The 18,403-nt window shown below is 51.4% G+C and carries 13 protein-coding genes and 4 pseudogenes; 1 reads left to right on the forward strand and 16 read right to left on the reverse strand.

Annotation, left to right across the window (positions count from 1 at the left end; genetic code table 11):
• The 6 genes and pseudogenes from HMPREF0080_RS06025 to miaB form a co-directional block, all read right to left on the reverse strand.
• Positions 1 to 882: methionine gamma-lyase family protein (locus HMPREF0080_RS06025; protein WP_245527245.1), on the reverse strand; the 882-nt coding region annotated here is incomplete at its 3' end.
• The gene (gene miaA, locus HMPREF0080_RS06030) at positions 878 to 1,849 is read right to left on the reverse strand and encodes a tRNA (adenosine(37)-N6)-dimethylallyltransferase MiaA (protein WP_006790439.1); all 972 of its coding nucleotides are present in this window, start codon (positions 1,847 to 1,849) and stop codon (positions 878 to 880) included. The genes HMPREF0080_RS06025 and miaA, both read right to left, overlap by 5 nt.
• Positions 1,850 to 1,851: 2 nt before the next feature.
• Entirely contained in the window at positions 1,852 to 2,637 is a 786-nt protein-coding gene (locus tag HMPREF0080_RS06035) for a class I SAM-dependent methyltransferase (RefSeq protein WP_006790440.1), read from the reverse strand.
• Between the two features lie 4 nt (positions 2,638 to 2,641).
• Positions 2,642 to 4,531, reverse strand: coding sequence for a DNA mismatch repair endonuclease MutL (gene mutL / locus HMPREF0080_RS06040; protein WP_006790441.1), 1,890 nt, complete (start codon positions 4,529 to 4,531; stop codon positions 2,642 to 2,644).
• Positions 4,528 to 7,106: pseudogene (gene mutS, locus HMPREF0080_RS06045) on the reverse strand (DNA mismatch repair protein MutS). The gene mutL and the pseudogene mutS overlap by 4 nt, the downstream one beginning before the upstream one ends.
• A 19-nt stretch (positions 7,107 to 7,125) precedes the next feature.
• A complete protein-coding gene (miaB, locus tag HMPREF0080_RS06050; RefSeq protein ID WP_006790444.1) occupies positions 7,126 to 8,472 on the reverse strand; it encodes a tRNA (N6-isopentenyl adenosine(37)-C2)-methylthiotransferase MiaB in 1,347 nt (448 codons plus the stop codon).
• 528 nt (positions 8,473 to 9,000) lie between these two features.
• Between miaB and HMPREF0080_RS06055 the strand changes: the two genes are divergently transcribed.
• Complete coding sequence (locus tag HMPREF0080_RS06055) at positions 9,001 to 9,882, forward strand: DMT family transporter (protein WP_006790446.1); 882 nt, start codon at positions 9,001 to 9,003, stop codon at positions 9,880 to 9,882.
• A 241-nt stretch (positions 9,883 to 10,123) separates the two neighbouring features.
• Here HMPREF0080_RS06055 and HMPREF0080_RS11710 read toward each other — a convergent pair.
• The 10 genes and pseudogenes from HMPREF0080_RS11710 to HMPREF0080_RS06105 all read right to left on the reverse strand — a co-directional run bounded on the left by HMPREF0080_RS11710 (position 10,124) and on the right by HMPREF0080_RS06105 (position 18,386).
• Positions 10,124 to 11,202, reverse strand: a pseudogene (locus tag HMPREF0080_RS11710) (MalY/PatB family protein).
• A gap of 436 nt (positions 11,203 to 11,638) precedes the next feature.
• The gene (locus HMPREF0080_RS06065; protein WP_006790450.1) at positions 11,639 to 12,061 is read right to left on the reverse strand and encodes a F0F1 ATP synthase subunit epsilon; all 423 of its coding nucleotides are present in this window, start codon (positions 12,059 to 12,061) and stop codon (positions 11,639 to 11,641) included.
• Between the two features lie 3 nt (positions 12,062 to 12,064).
• A complete protein-coding gene (atpD, locus tag HMPREF0080_RS06070) occupies positions 12,065 to 13,483 on the reverse strand; it encodes a F0F1 ATP synthase subunit beta (protein ID WP_006790451.1) in 1,419 nt (472 codons plus the stop codon).
• A gap of 34 nt (positions 13,484 to 13,517) precedes the next feature.
• Positions 13,518 to 14,374: pseudogene (atpG, locus tag HMPREF0080_RS11715) on the reverse strand (ATP synthase F1 subunit gamma).
• Between the two features lie 3 nt (positions 14,375 to 14,377).
• A complete protein-coding gene (atpA, locus tag HMPREF0080_RS06080) occupies positions 14,378 to 15,913 on the reverse strand; it encodes a F0F1 ATP synthase subunit alpha (RefSeq protein WP_006790454.1) in 1,536 nt (511 codons plus the stop codon).
• 2 nt (positions 15,914 to 15,915) lie between these two features.
• A complete protein-coding gene (gene atpH / locus HMPREF0080_RS06085; protein WP_006790455.1) occupies positions 15,916 to 16,479 on the reverse strand; it encodes an ATP synthase F1 subunit delta in 564 nt (187 codons plus the stop codon).
• Between the two features lie 6 nt (positions 16,480 to 16,485).
• Positions 16,486 to 16,980 carry a F0F1 ATP synthase subunit B gene (gene atpF / locus HMPREF0080_RS06090; protein ID WP_006790456.1) on the reverse strand — a complete coding sequence of 165 codons (495 nt, stop codon included), beginning with the start codon at positions 16,978 to 16,980 and terminating at the stop codon, positions 16,486 to 16,488.
• 45 nt (positions 16,981 to 17,025) lie between these two features.
• The gene (gene atpE, locus HMPREF0080_RS06095; RefSeq protein ID WP_006790457.1) at positions 17,026 to 17,283 is read right to left on the reverse strand and encodes a F0F1 ATP synthase subunit C; all 258 of its coding nucleotides are present in this window, start codon (positions 17,281 to 17,283) and stop codon (positions 17,026 to 17,028) included.
• Between the two features lie 34 nt (positions 17,284 to 17,317).
• Positions 17,318 to 17,994: pseudogene (gene atpB / locus HMPREF0080_RS06100) on the reverse strand (F0F1 ATP synthase subunit A).
• A gap of 17 nt (positions 17,995 to 18,011) precedes the next feature.
• Positions 18,012 to 18,386: an ATP synthase subunit I gene (locus HMPREF0080_RS06105; RefSeq protein WP_006790460.1), complete on the reverse strand. Its 375-nt coding sequence runs from the start codon at positions 18,384 to 18,386 to the stop codon at positions 18,012 to 18,014.
• Between the last annotated feature and the right edge of the window lie 17 nt (positions 18,387 to 18,403).

Consider the following 18,403-nt stretch of genomic DNA (forward strand, 5'->3'; position numbering starts at 1 on the left):
GGCGGCGGCAAAAACGGCGCCCTTAATGGCTTGTGCCGTAACATGAGGGGCCATAAAAAAGCCCTGGAAAAAAAGCCTGTACCCCGAGGCATACGAACCGAGCTCATCACCTAATCCCGGGGCTGTCAGATAATCGGCGGCTTTTTCTACCAGATCGGCCCGCCCCGCTATATAGCCGCCTGTCGGGGCAATCCCGCCGCCCGGATTTTTAATGAGGGAGCCGGCAATGATATGTGCACCCGCTTCAATCGGTTCTTCCCCGGCGGCAAATTCACCGTAGCAATTATCAACAAAACAAATTGTTTCCGGACTGACCTCTTTAACGACTGCCAGGATTTCACGAATATCTTCTATCCGCAGGGACGGGCGCGTGCTGTAGCCGCGTGAACGCTGCAAAAGCACCATCTTGGGACGTTCTTTCAGTACAATTTTACGAATAGCCTGTAAATCATAGGTGTTGTCCCGCAGGGGCACTTCCCGGTAAAGGACGCCCTTTTTTTTCAATGAGTTACGGCTGTCGCGGGCGTACCCGATAACGCCCTGCATCGTATCGTAAGGCGCCCCGACAAGGGAAACCAGCATATCCCCTGTTTCAAGAAGCGCACAGAGAACGGTTGCCAGGGCATGCGTCCCGGAAACGAAATGCGGCCGGACAACGGCCTTTTCCGCTTTAAAAACGCGGGCAAACACTTCATCCAACTTCTCCCTGCCCGGATCATTGTACCCGTAACCGGACGTACCGGCAAAATGAAAGGCGGATACGCGGGCTTCTTTGTAAGCCGCTAATACCTTTTCCGTATTTTTAAGACTGACGGCGTCGATGCGGGCGAATTGCGCCGCACATTCACGCAAGGCTTCCGCTTTCAGTTCTTCCATATTAATTGACACTGCATGCACACCTTTCCGTCGCGGGAGATTTATAATAAGACTCTATATCCGAAATAACACGGGAAGCCAAGGCGGCTTCCGTAGAAAATGTATTTTTTTCATACCAATGAATGTACGGCATTCTCCTGTACCATGTCAACTGCCGTTTTGCAAAGCGCCTGGTGCGTGTCTTGATGGAATCCACGGCGGCAGCCAGCGCCGTTTCCCCGGACAGATACGCCGCCAGTTCCTCATAACCGATAGCTTTCATAGCCTGGCAGTCTCTGCGTACGCCCTGCCGGAGAAGCCGCCGCACCTCATCAACCCAGCCCTGTTCCAGCATGGAATCAATACGTCTTTCAATGCGTTCATACATGACGTGACGCGGTAATGTAAGGCCGATAACATACGCGTCATAGACGGGAGAACGCTTTTTTACCGGAACCGCCGCCGTCCTGCCTTCACCGGCCTCAATTGCCGCGACCATGCGAATAAGGCGGTGCGTATTGGCAAGAAATTCATGCCAGTCGGGCGGTTCCCACCCCGTATTTCGAACGATATACGCCTGCAATTCAGCTGCAGATAGTGTCTTAACGAGCGTTTCGGCATGCGCTCTTTCCGTCGGGGATACTCGTTTCGCCGCAAAAGCGTACCCTTCTAGCAAGGACTGGATGTAAAGTCCCGTACCGCCGACGAGAATCGGAAGCTTGTGCCGGCTCTGTAATTGTTCGATCTTTTCAGCCGCCATGGCCCGAAAGGCTGCAGCCGAATACGCTTCGCCCGGCTCCGCTATGTCGATGAGATGATGCGTGTAAGCGGCAAGCTGCCGTGCTGTCGGCTTGGCCGTGCCGATATTCATGCCTTTATAAATTTGATAGGCGTCACATGAAATCAGTTCCGTCTCAAAGTATGCGGCCAGTGAAAAGCTGAGAGACGTCTTTCCCACCGCCGTGGGTCCGACGACAGCTATTACATTATTCATATTTATCGGTCACACTCCAAAACAGCATACGCAATACGGCTGTATTTGCCGCCGTACTGTTTCATCTGCGGATATACGCGGCGAATTCCGTGCAGATCGCGCCCCTTTATGACGACGCGCCGGCGGGCAACGGACAGAGCCCGCTCCAGTATGCCGTAAGTCAATGAGCCGTGTTCCATGACGGCACGTACAGGCGTAAAGCTGCAGCTTTCAACAACAGGACGGGAAAACATGGGATCAAAATAAATGACATCATACGATTTTTCGGCGCAGCGCCGCAAAAAGTCTTCATACGTACCTAGATGCAGACGGATACGGCGCAGCGCCGCATTGACGTCGTCCCGTTCATGCCGGAAACGTGAGAAGCCCCAGGCTGTCACCCGGCCCAATAACGGAGACGCTTCCACGGCATCGATCCGGGACGCCCCGTCGAGCCAAAAAGACGCGACGGCCGCATCGGCACCGAAGCCGCACGTGCAATCAAGAAAAGATATGCTTTCCCGTGCGCCGACGGCCTCAAGAAAATGATCCGCATCACCTTCCCGTATGTGTTGAATACGCAGCTCCGCCATGCTCAGATGAAAGCGGTGGATACCGGCTTCGCTGTGAATTTCAGGACCTCTGTCCGTATAAATCAGAATATGTTTATACGCGTTCTGCAGTTCCGTCACGCTTCTGCCGCCGCGGGAAACATATACGGCCCCTGCGGCGGCCGCCCAGACGGCCGCTTCCCGACGCAGCTCTTCGGACGCCTTCAAAGACGTCGTTACATATACCCGGTCTTTCATTTTCTCAGGTCCGCTTAAAGAGTTTAGCCAATTCAGCCGGCGTAAAGCGTACGATGACAGGCCGGCCGTGAGGGCAGACATAAGGCGTTTCCGTATGGAACAGGGCTTCCAGCAGCTCTTTCATCTCTCTTACAGTCAATCTGTCGCCGGCTTTAACCGCGCCGCGGCAAGATAAATAAGCCAGCGAACGATGCCGTAACACGGCCTTGTCCGTCGTCGGGCTTTCATGAAGGATACGGCAGATCTCCTGAAGGGAGTCGGCTATACACGATGTCGGTAAATCGGCGGGTACGGCCTCTATGCGCAGTGTGGCGGGACCCGCTTCGGAATACGTATAGCCGAGATCGGTAAAAACATCGGCCCGTTCCGCAAAAAGCTCCATATCATGGGCGTCCACCTCAACGAACTCGGCTGTCAGCAGCTGTTGACTCGGCATTGCGCCGGCCCGCCTGCAAAATTTATCATACCGCACCCGTTCGTGGGCGGCATGTTGGTCAACAATATACAGATCTTCCCCTTTTTTGGCAAGAATATAGCAGTCCGCAACAACGCCCAAGGGCACAAAAAGTTCCGCATCTCCTTCAAAAGCAATACTTTCTTCTTTTTCTGCCGGCACAGGCATTTCCCGGCGTCCTTCAAGGACATCGCTGAGCGTGTTGCCCGCCGCATAAAGCCGGACATGCGCCGCAGGGCGATACGGTGCGGCGGCATCCTTTTTTAAAGGAATATACCCGTGCTGTAACGCGGCTTTATCTCCGGCAGGCATCGGCCCGGTCTCCCGGACGATATCCGCGGGCGTGTTTTGCCCGGAAAAAGCGAATTCCGTCGGCGCTGCCGCAAGTTCCGCCTTTAAAACCTGCCGCGGCGAAAGATTTGCCGGCGTAGCGACCTGTTCCGGCTTTTCCTGCCCCATAAGCGCCGTAATAATGCTGTGGTACACGGCACGGTATACTCGCTGTTCATCGGCAAACTTGATTTCCGTCTTTGCAGGGTGAACATTTACATCAATAGCCGCCGGATCGATATGGAGATACAGGATGGCGAAAGGATAACCCGTTTTGGGCAGCATGGCGTGGTACGCATTTTCTATCGCCTTGAACACGACGGCATTATGAATAACGCGGTTATTGACAATACATGTCTGCCAGGCGCGGCTGCTCTTTAACAGCGACGGCTTGCCGATGAAACCGTCCAGAGTAATATCGTCGGCAGCGTATGTAACGGGAAAAACTTCTTTTGCCACGGACGCGCCGTATACGGCGGCGACCGCGTCAAGAGCGCTGCCGTTGCCGCCCGTATGGCCGGACGTACGGCCGTTATTAATAAACGTAAAAGAAACGTCCGGCCGGGTCAGGGCAAGCTTTGTCAAAATGTCACTGATTTTCGAACTTTCCGTCCGTTCACTTTTCATGAATTTTTTACGGGCCGGCGTATTGAAAAAAAGATCACTCACTTCCATAGTCGTACCGACGGCGGCGCCGGTCTGTTCTTCTCCCGTCACCGTCCCGCCGGCTAAGGTGAGCCGGAAAGCGAATTCATCATCTTCCGTGCGCGTGGTAATCGTCAAACGGGAAACTGCCGCGATACTCGGTACGGCCTCACCGCGGAAGCCGAGAGAGCTCATGGAAAATATATCTTCAATCGTACTGATCTTGCTGGTGCCGTGACGGATAATACATTTTTTCGCATCTTCCCGGCTCATACCGCTGCCGTTATCGCTGACGCGCATATACGTCCGGCCGCCGTCGGCTATCTCGGTTTCTATCGCCGTCGCCCCCGCATCCAATGCATTTTCCACCATTTCTTTTATAACCGACGCGGGACGTTCTACGACTTCACCGGCGGCTATCTTGTTGGCCGTCGCTTCGTCCAGCACATGGATGATTGAGCTCACGTAATACCACTCCCCTCTTCCGCTTCTTTTTGCAACGTATGTAAAAACGATATGGCTTCGATCGGCGTCATGCTCATAATGTCGACATGTAACAACTTCTCCGTAACGGGGTCGGCAAAAAGGCTGTCGCTCCCGTCAGCCGCGACGGCTTTTGAAGGTTCGGGCCGTACAGGCACGGCGCCGCCGGAGCTTTCCAGGTCGGCAAGAATGACCTCCGCCCGCTTCAAAAGCCCTTCGGGCAGACCGGCCAGGCGGGCGACATGCAGGCCGTAGCTGCGATCGGCGCCGCCCGGAATAATACGGCGCAAAAACTTGATAGTCTTGCCTCTTTCTTTCACGGCAACTGTATAATTTTTGAGCATGACGCCGACTCGTCCGCCATGGCTACAAGCTCATGATAATGCGTTGCAAAGAGTGTAAACGCATGGATGTTTTTCAGGCAATACTCAATAACCGCCTTGGCGATGGACATGCCGTCGAAGGTACTCGTGCCTGTACGGCCTATCTCATCGAGAATCAAAAGGCTCCGTGCCGTCGCATGCCGCAGTATATATGAAACTTCCTTCATTTCCGTCATAAATGTGCTCTGGCCCGCTAAAATATCGTCGCTTGCGCCGATGCGCGTAAAGATACGGTCCACCGGGCAGACGGAGGCGCTTTTAGCCGGAATGAACGACCCTATCTGCGTCATCAAGACGAGTACGGCAACCTGACGCATAAATGTCGACTTGCCGGCCATATTCGGACCCGTTATCACGAGGACTTCATGATCTTTGTGATTTAACGTCACGTCGTTGGGGACAAATACTTCATCCCGCGAATACTGTTCAATAATGGGATGCCTGCCGTCATCAATGCGGATAATGTCATCCCTGTTAAGGGCGACGGCCACATAGCGGTTATTATGCGCCGCGCAGGCCAGGCTGTAAAGGCAATCTATTTCCGCCACGGCTCTGGCCGTTACCTGCATGACGCCGATATGGGCCTGTATGCGCTCACGCACTTCGCCGAAAAGTTTATGTTCCAGCGCAAGAAGCCGTTCCTGTGCCGTCAATACCTTAATTTCAAAATCCTTCAATTCGGGCGTAATGTACCGTTCCGCATTGACAAGGGTCTGCTTGCGCACATAATACGGCGGCACGGGCTTGGTATTGGCGTGGCTGATTTCAAAATAATAGCCGAAGACCTTCGTATAGCCGATTTTCAGCTTAATGCCCGTACTTTCCTTTTCTTTTTCTTCCAATTCCCTCAAGAAGGCATGACTGTTTTCAGAAATACTGCGAATTTCATCAAGCTCTTGCGAGTAGCCGCTGCGGATAACTCCGCCGTTGCGCAGGACCGCCGCCGGCTCATCTTTTATGGCGCTGTCGATTAAATCATACACGTCCTCATGAAGGGATACACGCTCATGCAACGACGTTAAAAGACCTGCCGCGCTCTGCCCCAGCACGTTCTTCAATGCGGGGAGAACACGCAGCGATTCGCGCAGCGCCACTAAATCCCCGGGGCCGGCCGTGCCTGTGCCGATACGCGTTAAAATACGTTCGAAATCATAGATGCTGCGCAGTGTGTCACCCAGATCCTGACGCATAATCTCATGATTAAGCAGGTCTTCGACGCCGTCCTGACGGGCGGCTATATCAACGAGCCGCAACAGCGGTGCTTCCAGCCATTTGCGCAGAAGCCTTCCGCCCATAGCGGTTTCCGTCTTGTCCAGTACCTCGAGGAGCGTTCCCTTCCGTCTGCCGTCACGCACGTTCTGCGTAATTTCCAAATGACGCAGGCTCGAAGCGTCGATGAGCATCTGTTTTTTACAGGTAAGAGGATGCAATACCGAAATATGTGATACATCGGCTTTCAGTACTTCTCTGACATAGGTCAGCAGAATGCCGACGGCACGGGCCGCCCCCGCGGCTTCGGCCATAGCCTCGGCCCCGTAGTAAGCGGCGCCGACGCGTTCATACGCAACCGTGTCATCCGCTTTATACGGCGTCAGGGCGCACCGCTTGAGTCTGCTCGCAATAAACTGCTCTAAAGCCGCAATATGTGCATCTACATGAGCATATACCAGTTCCGTCGGTTCATACACGGCAAACACGTCAAAAACTTTATCTTCAAATTCCTCTGCCGGGCAGGTCAGCCACATGGTCTCGCCGGTGGTGACATCCGCCAGGACGGTCTGCACCGTGCCGGCCTCTTCCGTAACGCAGGCGATATAATTATTCTTCTTCGACGATACGGCATGTTCCAGCGTAACCGTGCCGGGCGTGACAACACGGATAATCTCGCGTTTCACGATCCCCTTCGCCGCTTTCGGGTCTTCCATCTGCTCACAAATGGCGACCTTATAGCCTTTGTGGACAAGCCGTTCTATATACGTTTCCGCCGAATGGAACGGCACTCCGCACATAGGGACCCGTTCTTTATTGCCGCCGGCCCTGCCGGTCAGCGTCAGATCCAGCTCGCGGGAAGCCGTCAAGGCGTCATCAAAGAACATTTCATAAAAATCCCCGAGACGGAAAAACAACAACTTATCTTTACATTGCTCCTTGACCTCCAAGTACTGTTGCATCATAGGGGTCAATTTCGTCTGTTCAGCCAATGTGTGCCTCCTGCTTCAGGGTATGCCCTTTCAGGACCCATGTCTGTCCCTTATCGACATGCACGGGTACCGTATCGCCGACAGCGAGGGCACCGTCATTTTCCCAGATAATCATTTTATTGCCGCTTGTTCTGCCAAACCAATGATTCTCATCGTTCTTCGTCGGCCCTTCGACAATAACCTCATAATCACGGCCTTCCATTTCTTTGTTGCAGGCGAGGCTGATCTCATTTTGCACGGCCATCAGCCGCCTCAAGCGATCGCTTTTCACTTCCTGCGGAACCTGATTGCCCATTGTTGCCGCCGGCGTTCCTGTCCGCGGTGAATAGATAAATGTATAAGCCATGTCATACCGTACTTTTTTCAAAAGCTTCAGCGTGTCTTGAAACATGTCTTCCGTTTCACCGGGAAACCCCACGATGAGATCCGTCGTCAGGGCAACATCGGGTATTTTTTCACGGACATACTCAATTAATTCCAGATAATGTTCGGCCGAATAGCCGCGGTTCATCTTCTTCAGCAGTTCTGTCGAGCCGCTTTGAACGGGTAAATGGAGATGGGTTACTACCTTACTGCACTGAGCTATGGCGTCGACCATGGCAAAGGTCATGTCCTTAGGATGGCTCGTCATGTACCGTACCCGTTCGATGCCGTCAATCTCTTCAACGGCATACAGGAGTGCCGAAAAATCCGTGCCGTCTTTAAAATCAAGGCCGTAAGAATTGACGTTCTGTCCGAGAAGCGTAATTTCTTTATACCCCTCATCGGCAAGATTTCTTACTTCTTCAACAATCTCTTCAAGAGGCCTGCTCACTTCTCTGCCCCGCACATACGGGACAATGCAGTAGGTGCAGAATTTATTGCATCCGTTCATAATAGGCACCCAGGCAAAAAATTTCTGAAACCGTCTGGTAGGAATGTCATAAAAAACATTGCCGTCCATATCCGTTGCCAGGGCGTGTCCCCGTTTTTCCTCCCGTTCCTTAATGAGGTCGATAAGTTTATGAATATTATGTGTGCCGATTACGAGATCAAGATGAGGGGCCCGTTTGAAGAGGCGTTCCTGCCACTCTTGAGCCATACACCCGGTAACGGCGATGATCAGATCGTTATTGCGTGCTTTCAGGTGCTTGAACTCGCCGATTTTGCCGAGAACCTTGTCTTCCGCCGTTTCACGGACACAGCATGTATTCATCAAAATAACATCGGCCAGTTCCGCATCCTCCGTCATCGTATAGCCGAGCTCTTCAAGCTGTCCGGCATAACGCTCCGAATCGGACGAATTCATTTGACATCCGTATGTAATGAGACAATACTGTTTATTGGTCAGCAAATCCATTTCTATATACACTCCGTTTATTACAACATAAAGTTCGGTTTTACATTTTATAATACCATATACGGCGTATATTCACCAGCACAGACAACAACTCTCAAAATTAGATGCGGCAACACGCGAAATTCCTTCCCTTACTGTTCTCGGTAAGAAAATACGGCCGCACCGATAGGAAAACGACCTCCGTACACCGCTCCCGCCGCTGCTTCGGTCATGCCCGCCTGTAACGGGTATACAGAAATTTAAAGCCATACTTCCGCTTCCGCCAGGCAATGCCGATCATACTCTGCCGCAAGAATACCGTTTTCCGGTAACGGTCCCGTATCAGGCAATATCTAAAGCCGCATACACTTTTACCGGAGCGTGTGCAGGGTTGGTTTTACAGTCCTCCCGCTTGCGTTATATACTGATAGAGGGTATATTACTTACATATCCACATATATGCGGGACCGCTTTTATTTAACTTGCCGCAGCTCTCACTGTTCCGGCGACATTCTATTGTATTAACCCTGAAAGAAGGAATCTTCCATAATGATCGAAAATCCGGCAAATCAAAAAAAAGCGAAACTTATGCTGCTCACTGCCATGATTCTTTTCGGAACGCTGGGGCTGTTTATCCGTTATATCGGAGAAATCCCTTCCTCCGTAATCGCCCTCATACGGGCCGCCGTGGGCTGTCTCTTTTTACTCGTGTTCATACGGGTAAGAAAGATTTCTCTTTCAAGAACGGCCCTCAAAGCAAATCTGAAACTGCTGACCGTGTCCGGGGCTTTTTTAGGGTTTAACTGGATTTTTCTTTTTGAAGCGTTTAAGCATACGAGTATAGCCATAGCCGTTATTTGTTACTACATGGCTCCCGTCATCGTTATTCTGGCATCACCCTTCACACTCGGTGAACGGCTGACGCCCCGCAAGGTTTGCGGTGTCTTCGGGGCATTGCTCGGAATGATTTGTATTTCCGGAATATACCGCACGGGCTTTTCCGCCGCTGCCGATATATCGGGTATTTTCTTCGGCTTGCTGGCGGCCTGCTTCTATGCCGCCGTAATTCTTTGCAACCAAAAAATCAAATCTGTCGCGTCATATGACCGCACGATTATCCAGCTTTTTATTGCCTGCCTGGCTTTGCTGCCTTATACGGTTTTAACGGAATACGGCACACCGATATACATTACTCCGTTTTCACTGGCTGTACTTCTGTTTATAGGTATCGTTCATACCGGAATTACATACGTTCTGTTTTTCAGTTCCATAAAAGACCTTCCCGCCCAATCGGTCGCAATATTTACATATTTAGACCCCATTGTCGCCGTTCTTCTTTCGGTCCTCTTCTTAGGTGAAAGTTTAACCCCTGTCGGCGCACTCGGTGCATTCCTCGTATTAGGCTCAACCTTTTTCAGCGAACAAGAATAAGACGGCAGTGACTTACCCGATGTTAAACGCCGCGCCGTATCTTCTATATCCCAGTAAAAAGACATGCCTGCCGGCATGTCTTTTTACTGGGTCCCGCCGACGGTCATAACCGGAAATATCGGGTAAGCCGTCGGTAAAACGGGGCCGGACGTTTTTATTGTTTTTACCGCCGACACGGCGCAATGCGTTAAACTGATCGCCTTGCCGCTTTTACGGTGCCGGAAACGCCGTTACAAAGGTCCTATCTGTTTTTTACCGCCGCAACGATACGCTTCAGCCCTTCCGCAAGAAGGGAACGGGGCATGGCCAGGTTCAGACGCACATATCCTTTCGCATTGTCGACAAAGAGCGCGTCTCCCCCTTCGAGGAGGACTCCCGCCTTATTGGCGAAGAAATCGGGAATATCTTCTATATCACCCATATACGGATTAAGATCAACCCACGCCAGATAGGTGGCTTCGGGAATTTCAAAACGGGTCTCCGGAAGGTCTCTGTCCAATGTCTCTTTAACAAAAGAAAAATTACCGTCCAAGTACGTCTTCATCCGGTCAAGCCATTCGTACCCGTGTTCATACGCGGCCCGGTGAGCCGCAATAGCCAGCGGGTTGATATTCATGGCATATGAATTGGTGTAAGTAATCCATCGGTCTTTCAAATCCCGGTTGCGGATAATTATTTCCGCCAACATCAGACCGGCCATATTGAAGCATTTCGAGGCGGACGTGCAGACAATAAGCCTGTCATAACCGGGCATGATCTTAGCCATGGGAATATGTTTCCGCCCCTGGCGCAGGAGATCACAATGGATCTCGTCGCTGATAATCCAGAGATTATTTTTTCCACAATGGCCGCCACCTTTTTCAGTTCTTCTTCCGTCCAGATACGGCCCGTCGGGTTATGAGGACTGCACCAGATGAGAAGCGTTGCCTGCGGGTCGGCCGCATCCCGTTCGAGGGACTCGAAATCAATCCGCCACCGGCCCTCTTTATCCTTATACAGCTTGTTATATATAGCCTTTTTCCCGTTGTAGTCCAGGGCGTTCCGAAAATAGCCGTACGCCGGCGTATTGACGACGGCATACTCCTTATCGGTCAGCAAGAAATCCGTCAACTTGTATAAGGCGGGAATGATACCCAGGGAAAAGCATATATCCCGGCGCGGATACGTCCAGCCGTACATCTTTTCGTTCCATGCATTGTACGCATCATAGAAGGATTGCTCGAATACCTGGCTGTAGCCGAGAATACGCTTGTCCAAACGTTCTTTAACGGCATCGATAATGGCGGGGCACATGGCAAATTCCATATCGGCAATCCACATCCGGATAAATTCTTCATCTTTAAAGGGAAATGTCTTTTTCCCTTCAAAGTCATGGAAAATATACCCGCGGAAACCGTCCGTATTAAGGGCATTCGTATGCCTGCGGTCTATAATTTCATCAAAATCGTACTTCACGCTTTTCCCTCCTTTACATCGGCATCAAAATAATTATACAGATTAATTTTATGATAACAAACAGTAATCAATCATGTCAAAAACATTGCGCCGAATTATAAATGCCGCTTTGCAGGCCTTACCGCCGCCGGCATGGCACGGACGGCGGCAGTTTTACCTGTATGCGTGATCATCTTAGCTTTACACAGGCCCCTCTGTCCTTTTCCCTGTAAAGGGTATATGAAAAGAGCCTCTCTTTCTGAGGTACCCCCAAATGTCCGGCTTTTTTGGAGATATCCCGCTTCCTGAGAGACTCTTTTTTTTATTGTCCGGAAAAGGTTTTTACCACGTCAAGGCGAAGAAGGGCCCTTTTCAGCGCCAGTTCGGCGCGATCATAGTCGACGCCTTCGTCTTTACTTTCCAGACGGCGCTCTGCACGGGCTTTTGCCGCTTCAGCACGTTTTACGTCAATGCTTTCGGGCAGTTCCGCCGCCGGCGTGACGACAGTAACTTTGTTGTCACTGACTTCCATAAAACCTTTAGCTACGGAAATTTTCTTTTTTACGCCGTTCTGCGTATACGTGAGCGGCCAAATGCCCAAGGAAGCGATAAGCGGCGCATGATGGGGCATAACGCCGAGATCCCCGTCCAAAGCGCGGACAAGGACAAATTCCACGTCATCGTTAAAGACGAAAGCGTCCGGCGTAATAACCTCCAGTCGAAGTGTTCTGCTGTTTTCTTCCATAGACTATTCTCCTTTCAGAGTCTTAGCCTTTTCGTATGCTTCCTCAAGATTCCCTACCATGTAGAAAGCTTGTTCCGGCATATCGTCACACTTGCCGGAAAGAATTTCTTTAAAGCCCGCGATCGTCTCTTTCAGCGGGACATAACGGCCTGCCTGTCCCGTGAACTGTTCCGCAACGGCGAAGGGCTGGCTGAGGAAACGCTGTACCTTACGCGCACGGGCAACGGTAAGTTTATCATCTTCCGATAACTCGTCAATACCGAGAATAGCGATGATATCCTGCAAATCTTTATATTTCTGCAGGATAGCCTGTACTTCACGGGCCACTTCGTAGTGGTCTTCCCCGATGATATGCGGATCCAAAATACGTGACGTCGAATCCAGGGGGTCAACGGCGGGATAAATACCGAGTTCGGCGATCTGGCGGGACAGTACCGTCGTTGCGTCCAGATGAGCAAAGGTAGCTGCCGGAGCCGGGTCGGTCAAGTCGTCGGCAGGTACGTACACGGCCTGTACGGAAGTGATGGACCCCTTTTTCGTCGAGGTAATGCGTTCCTGCAGCGTACCGACGTCCGTACCCAAGGTCGGCTGATAGCCGACGGCGGACGGGATACGGCCGAGCAGGGCGGAAACTTCCGAGCCTGCCTGTATGAACCGGAAAATGTTATCGATGAAAAGAAGCACGTCCTGATGTTCCTCATCGCGGAAGTATTCCGCCATGGTAAGTCCCGTAAGGCCTACACGCATACGGGCTCCGGGCGGTTCGTTCATCTGTCCGTAGACCAGCGCGGTTTTGCTGATAACGCCGGATTCCTTCATTTCGTTCCATAAGTCATTGCCTTCGCGCGTACGTTCCCCTACGCCCGTAAATACGGAGTAGCCGCCGTGTTCCGTCGCGACATTGTGAATCAGTTCCATAATAAGTACGGTCTTGCCGACGCCGGCGCCGCCGAACAGACCGATTTTACCGCCCTTGGAGTACGGCGCAATGAGGTCGACGACCTTAATGCCCGTTTCCAAAATTTCCATGGTCGGAGACAGGTCGTCAAATTTCGGGGTAGGACGGTGGATGGGCCAATAGTCGTCAGCTTCAACCTTTTCGTCAACCTTATCCACCGTTTCACCCAAAACATTGAAAATACGTCCCAGCACGCCCTTTCCGACGGGAACACGAATGGGCGCGCCCGTATTTTCAGCTTCCATACCGCGTACCATGCCGTCCGTCGAACTCATGGCAACGCAGCGCACTACGTCGTCACCCAAATGCTGCATGACTTCCGCAATAAGATCTACGGCCTGGTCTCCTTCACCGCCTCTGACGTGAATAGCGGTATAAATCTGCGGCAAGTCTTTTTCTACAGAAAACCGAACGTCAATTACCGGGCCGATGACCTGGATGACTTTACCAAATTTATCACTCATGAAGAGGTTCTCCTCTCTATTCTAGACTAATATCCTACTGCAACGCATTCGCACCGCTGACAATTTCCGTCAATTCACTCGTAATGCCCGCCTGGCGCACTTTATTGTAGTGGACGGTCAGCCGTTCAATCAGTTCACCGGCATTATCCGTCGCCGTTCTCATGGCCGTCATACGGGCGCCCAGCTCGCTGGCGGCGGACTGCAAAAGCGCATTATAAACGAATGATTCCAAATAGGTCGGCAATAACGCTGCCAGAACCTGTTCTCCGCCGGGTGCAAAGATATATTCTTCCTTCGGCCCTTCCGTATCGGCTGCTACGGCGTCAATAGGGAGCAGTTTGGATACAGTTACGTCCTGCATCAGGGCAGAACGGAATTTTGTATACACGACATGCACTTCGTCGACTTCGCCGTCAACAAAGCGTCTGACCGCTTCTTTCATAACGGTTTGGGCATGATAAAACTGAGGTTTATCAGAGAACCCGCTCCATCTTCCTTCAGGCGTAACATGAAGCCGTTTCAAATACTCAAGCGGTTTGCGGCCCGTCACCAGAAAGCATGTGCCGGACTTTCCTTTTTCCATGAGAACGGCGGCCATGGCTTTGTTTTATTCGAGTTGAACGCGCCGGCCAAACCTTTATCGGCACCGACGATAATATAGCATGTCCGTTTCACTTCGCGTTGTTCAAACAAAGGACTGACTTCGCTGCTCGCCGCAGCAGCCAGACGGTGCAGCATGCCTTCTATCTTATCCGTAAAAGGCGCCGTCGCCATGGCGCGCTCCTGTGCACGACGCAGACGTACGGAAGACACCATCTTCATGGCCTTCGTGATCTGTTGAGTATTCGTTACGGATTTAATCCGCCTGTTAATCTCGCGTGCACTCGGCATAGACTATTCCTCCTCTTTAATGAGTTCATGCTTAGCGCCGAAGAGCTTCATAAATTCTTCAACCGCTTTTTTGAGGATAGTTTCGTCTTCTTCGCCGAGCTGCTTCGTTTCCTTAATACGGCTGCCCACATCGGGATAGTTTGTATGCATGAACTTGATGAACTGATCTTCAAATTCAGAAATATCTTCTACCTTTACAGGCATCAGGAACCCTTTGACAGCCAGGTAAATCTGCATGACCTGATCCTCTACGGGCATCGGCTGATATTGCGGCTGAACGAGCATCCGCATCGTCCGTTCACCGCGGTCGATCTGGGCCTTCGTGTTCTTATCAAGGTCGGACCCGAACTGGGCGAATGCGGCCAGTTCGCGATACTGAGCCAGATCCAGACGCAGCGTACCGGCGATTTTTTTCATGGCTTTAATCTGCGCGGAGCCGCCGACACGGGATACGGAAAGCCCGACGTTAATGGCCGGCCGTACGCCGGAGTTGAATAATTCCGTTTCCAGGAAAATCTGTCCGTCCGTAATTGAAATTACATTCGTAGGGATATAGGCGGAAACGTCACCTGCCAACGTTTCGATGATCGGCAGGGCCGTAATGGAGCCGCCGCCCAATTCGTCGGAAAGCTTGGCGGCGCGTTCCAGCAGCCGGGAATGTAAATAGAATACGTCGCCGGGGTACGCTTCGCGTCCGGGCGGGCGGCGCAGGAGCAGGGACATGGCGCGGTACGCCTGCGCGTGTTTGGACAGGTCATCGTACACGCAAAGAACATCTTTACCCTGTTCCATGAAATATTCACCCATGGAAACGCCTGCATACGGGGCCAGGTACTGCAGCGGCGCACCGTCGGCAGCGGTTGCGGCGACAACGATAGTATATGCCATGGCGCCGTGTTCTTCCAGGATACGGACAACGCGCGACACAGTGGACGCTTTCTGACCGATGGCAACATATACGCAAATTACGCCGCTGTCTTTCTGATTGATGATCGTATCGATGGCGATAGCCGTTTTGCCGGTACCGCGGTCCCCGATGATCAACTCGCGTTGGCCGCGGCCGATAGGGACCATCGAGTCGATAGCTTTAATACCGGTCTGCAAAGGCACCTTTACAGGCTGGCGGTCGGCGATACCCGGCGCTTTGACTTCGATAAGGCGGGATTCTGTCGTACGTATTTCCCCCTTGCCGTCAATCGGTATACCCAGAGGATTGACGACACGGCCGACCATGGCATCGCCGACGGGCACACGCATAACGCGGCCGGTACGACGGACCGTATCGCCTTCTTTGATCAAATCGTCTTCACCGAGCAATACGGCGCCGACATTGTCTTCTTCCAAGTTTAAGGCTAAGCCATATACACCGTGAGGCAATTCCAATAATTCCCCGGACATGGCCTTATCCAAACCGTAAATATGGGCAATACCGTCCCCTACTTCCAGGACCGTGCCAACATCGTCCACATTCGTTTCGACATGGTAGTCTTCGATTTGTTTTCTGATTATAGCCGTAATTTCTTCAGGCTTAATATTCATTTCTAATCCGTCACCTCGTTTGCTGCACTGCCTTGTAATAAGGAGTGTTCCATATTGCGGATTTGTCGCTTCAGGCTGCCGTCGATTACTTGGTCGCCGATACGGATGACCACGCCACCGAGAATAGTCGGATCAATATAATACAACGGTTCGATCTTTTTACCTGTCAGCTCTTCCAGTTTAGCGACAAGCGTATGTTCTTCTTCTGCCGTCAACGGCTTGATGAGACGTATCTTTGCCACTTCGATATTTTGAGCGGCCCGGGCCAGATCAATGAAACAATCGACGGCTTCCGTCATCGCCCCTTCTCTGCGGCGATCCACCATAACGTAGAGAAATTGGCAGACAACAGGCGCAACGGCGCCGGAAAAGATTTGTTCGAGCGTTTCTTTCTTGACCCCGTCGGTTATGAGAGGATTGCTTAGGAATTTACGAAGATCTTCATTTTCCCGAAGGACTTCACGAACGGTCTTCATATCCTTGACCATCGTTTCAAGTGAATTCGTCTTCCCGGCAATATCGAACATGGCCTGGCTGTATTTTCTGTATACGGATTCCGGTATCATATGTATCTACCTGGCGAGCTGCTTCGCATCCATGCGTTCCATACACTCTTTGATGAGTTTGGAATTCATGTCCGTATTCATATTTTTTTCAAGTAATTTTTCTGCCACAGCCAGAGACAGGGAAACTACTTCTTTTCTCATTTCACGAACGGCCGCTTCACGCTCGCTGACCATTTCGGCATGGGCCATTTCCTTTTCACGGGCTATTTGTTGACGGATGGCTTCAAGCTGCACCCGGCCTTCCGCTTCAGCCTGTTTGACAGCTTTGTCTATAATGGCTTGCGCCTCCGTCCGGGCCGTCTGCAGCTGTTTCTCATAATCGGCCTTCAGCCGTTCCGCAGCCAGACGCGATTGCTCTGCACCGTTTAAGTCGGACGAAATTTTATTTCTCCGTTCTTCCAGAACCTTCAACATCGGTTTATACGCGAATTTTGCCAAAACGGCAACCAGAATAAAGAAGTTGAGGAATTGGAAAAGCAACGTACCGTTTATACTGATCAATAGTATTCCCTCCCCGTTAACGTAAGTTTACTTCCTTATTCCTAATTAGAGCAGGCTTATGAACGGATTGGCAAATACCAAAACGATAGCGATAACGGCCGCGATGATAGGGATAGATTCGATCAGGCCGATAGAAATCAACATGTTGGTGAGAAGTTTACCGCCCATTTCCGGCTGACGCGCCGTACCTTCCAGCATCTTAGATGCCGCGTTGCCGTCCGCGAGCGCCGCGCCCAAAGCGGCCAAACCGATACAAAAGCAAGCACTGAATGCGGATACTGCCAAAACAATTGCCTTTTCCATAAGTAAAAACCTCCTAATATAAAAACAGTGTAAGTTAGTGTGACCCGCGGAATGACGGAGCCAGGTAAGACGTTGTCAAAATCGTAAAAATAAAGGCCTGAATCAATCCGATAACCAGGCTGAACACGAGCCAGATCACCGGCACTCCGAACGGAACCAGTTCGTAAAGGACTTCCATCAGAATTTCACCGGCCAGGATGTTTCCGAAAAGACGGAAAGACAATGTCAGCGGCTTTGTAAATTCTTCCATAATGTTAATGGGTAAGAACAGGGCGAAAGGCTGAAAGAAATGTTTGAAATAATTGCCCGCGCCTTGATTGCGGATGTAAAGCACATGCGTCAAAAACGATGCGACCAACGCCAAAGCGACAGTTGTATTCAAATCGTTCGTCGGGAAGAGAAAGGCACGCCCGGATTCGGTAATAACCCGAACTCATTGGCAAAGAAAATAAACAGGAACATCGTCAACAGGACGGACGTAACCTGACCGTATTTGGGCCCCAGATTCTCCTTGAACTGGTCCAGCAAGGCCTCTACGATCATTTCCATACCGTTCTGCAATCCGCTCGGCACCATGGAACGCCCCCGCGTGGCGAGAAGGGTGACGACGATGACAATCGCGGCTACTATCCAAGCCATGATAAGCGTATCAAGATTAACATTCAGGCCTAACAACCGGACAACCGTATGATGCCCCGCGTGTAACTCCATAAGCTGCACCTCCCTTCTTACTTAGTATGTCGTAAAGCACTGACAAGGGTTTCTCCGAAAATCAGTATCCTGTACATCATGACGCCCGCCACGAACGGCAAAATTCTGATTTGCGGAAATTGCAGTACGACAATCAGCACCAGCGCGATAAAAAACAGGCGAACGGCTGCTCCTCCCCGAATGAACAGGAGCGCTCGTTCAGGAGCCATTTTTGAAGATTTCGCCAGGCGATTGCTGAGCATGATAAAGTAAAGCAGGTTAACCAGATTGCCGATGAGCCATCCGGACAGGTATATGCTGTAACCGCTTACGGCTATAACAACCGTGCCGGCAAGAGCCATAACGAGGAGTCGAACTATTGTATGCTTTACATAGGCAACAAATTCTTCCATCGCGTGCCTTTCTCTTC

The sequence above is a fragment of the Megasphaera geminata F0357 genome (assembly GCF_000239275.1).
GTDB classification, from domain to species: domain Bacteria; phylum Bacillota; class Negativicutes; order Veillonellales; family Megasphaeraceae; genus Megasphaera; species Megasphaera geminata.

What these genes read in the sequence shown, in the direction of transcription:
- HMPREF0080_RS06105 (WP_006790460.1), bottom strand. Translation starts at nt 18,386, where the DNA reads ATGGAAGAATTTGTTGCCTATGTAAAGCATACAATAGTTCGACTCCTC.
- HMPREF0080_RS06065 (WP_006790450.1), bottom strand. Translation starts at nt 12,061, where the DNA reads ATGGAAGAAAACAGCAGAACACTTCGACTGGAGGTTATTACGCCGGAC.
- HMPREF0080_RS06035 (WP_006790440.1), bottom strand. Translation starts at nt 2,637, where the DNA reads ATGAAAGACCGGGTATATGTAACGACGTCTTTGAAGGCGTCCGAAGAG.
- miaA (WP_006790439.1), bottom strand. Translation starts at nt 1,849, where the DNA reads ATGAATAATGTAATAGCTGTCGTCGGACCCACGGCGGTGGGAAAGACG.
- atpH (WP_006790455.1), bottom strand. Translation starts at nt 16,479, where the DNA reads ATGATACCGGAATCCGTATACAGAAAATACAGCCAGGCCATGTTCGAT.
- atpA (WP_006790454.1), bottom strand. Translation starts at nt 15,913, where the DNA reads ATGAATATTAAGCCTGAAGAAATTACGGCTATAATCAGAAAACAAATC.
- miaB (WP_006790444.1), bottom strand. Translation starts at nt 8,472, where the DNA reads ATGGATTTGCTGACCAATAAACAGTATTGTCTCATTACATACGGATGT.
- atpD (WP_006790451.1), bottom strand. Translation starts at nt 13,483, where the DNA reads ATGAGTGATAAATTTGGTAAAGTCATCCAGGTCATCGGCCCGGTAATT.
- atpE (WP_006790457.1), bottom strand. Translation starts at nt 17,283, where the DNA reads ATGGAAAAGGCAATTGTTTTGGCAGTATCCGCATTCAGTGCTTGCTTT.
- HMPREF0080_RS06055 (WP_006790446.1), top strand. Translation starts at nt 9,001, where the DNA reads ATGATCGAAAATCCGGCAAATCAAAAAAAAGCGAAACTTATGCTGCTC.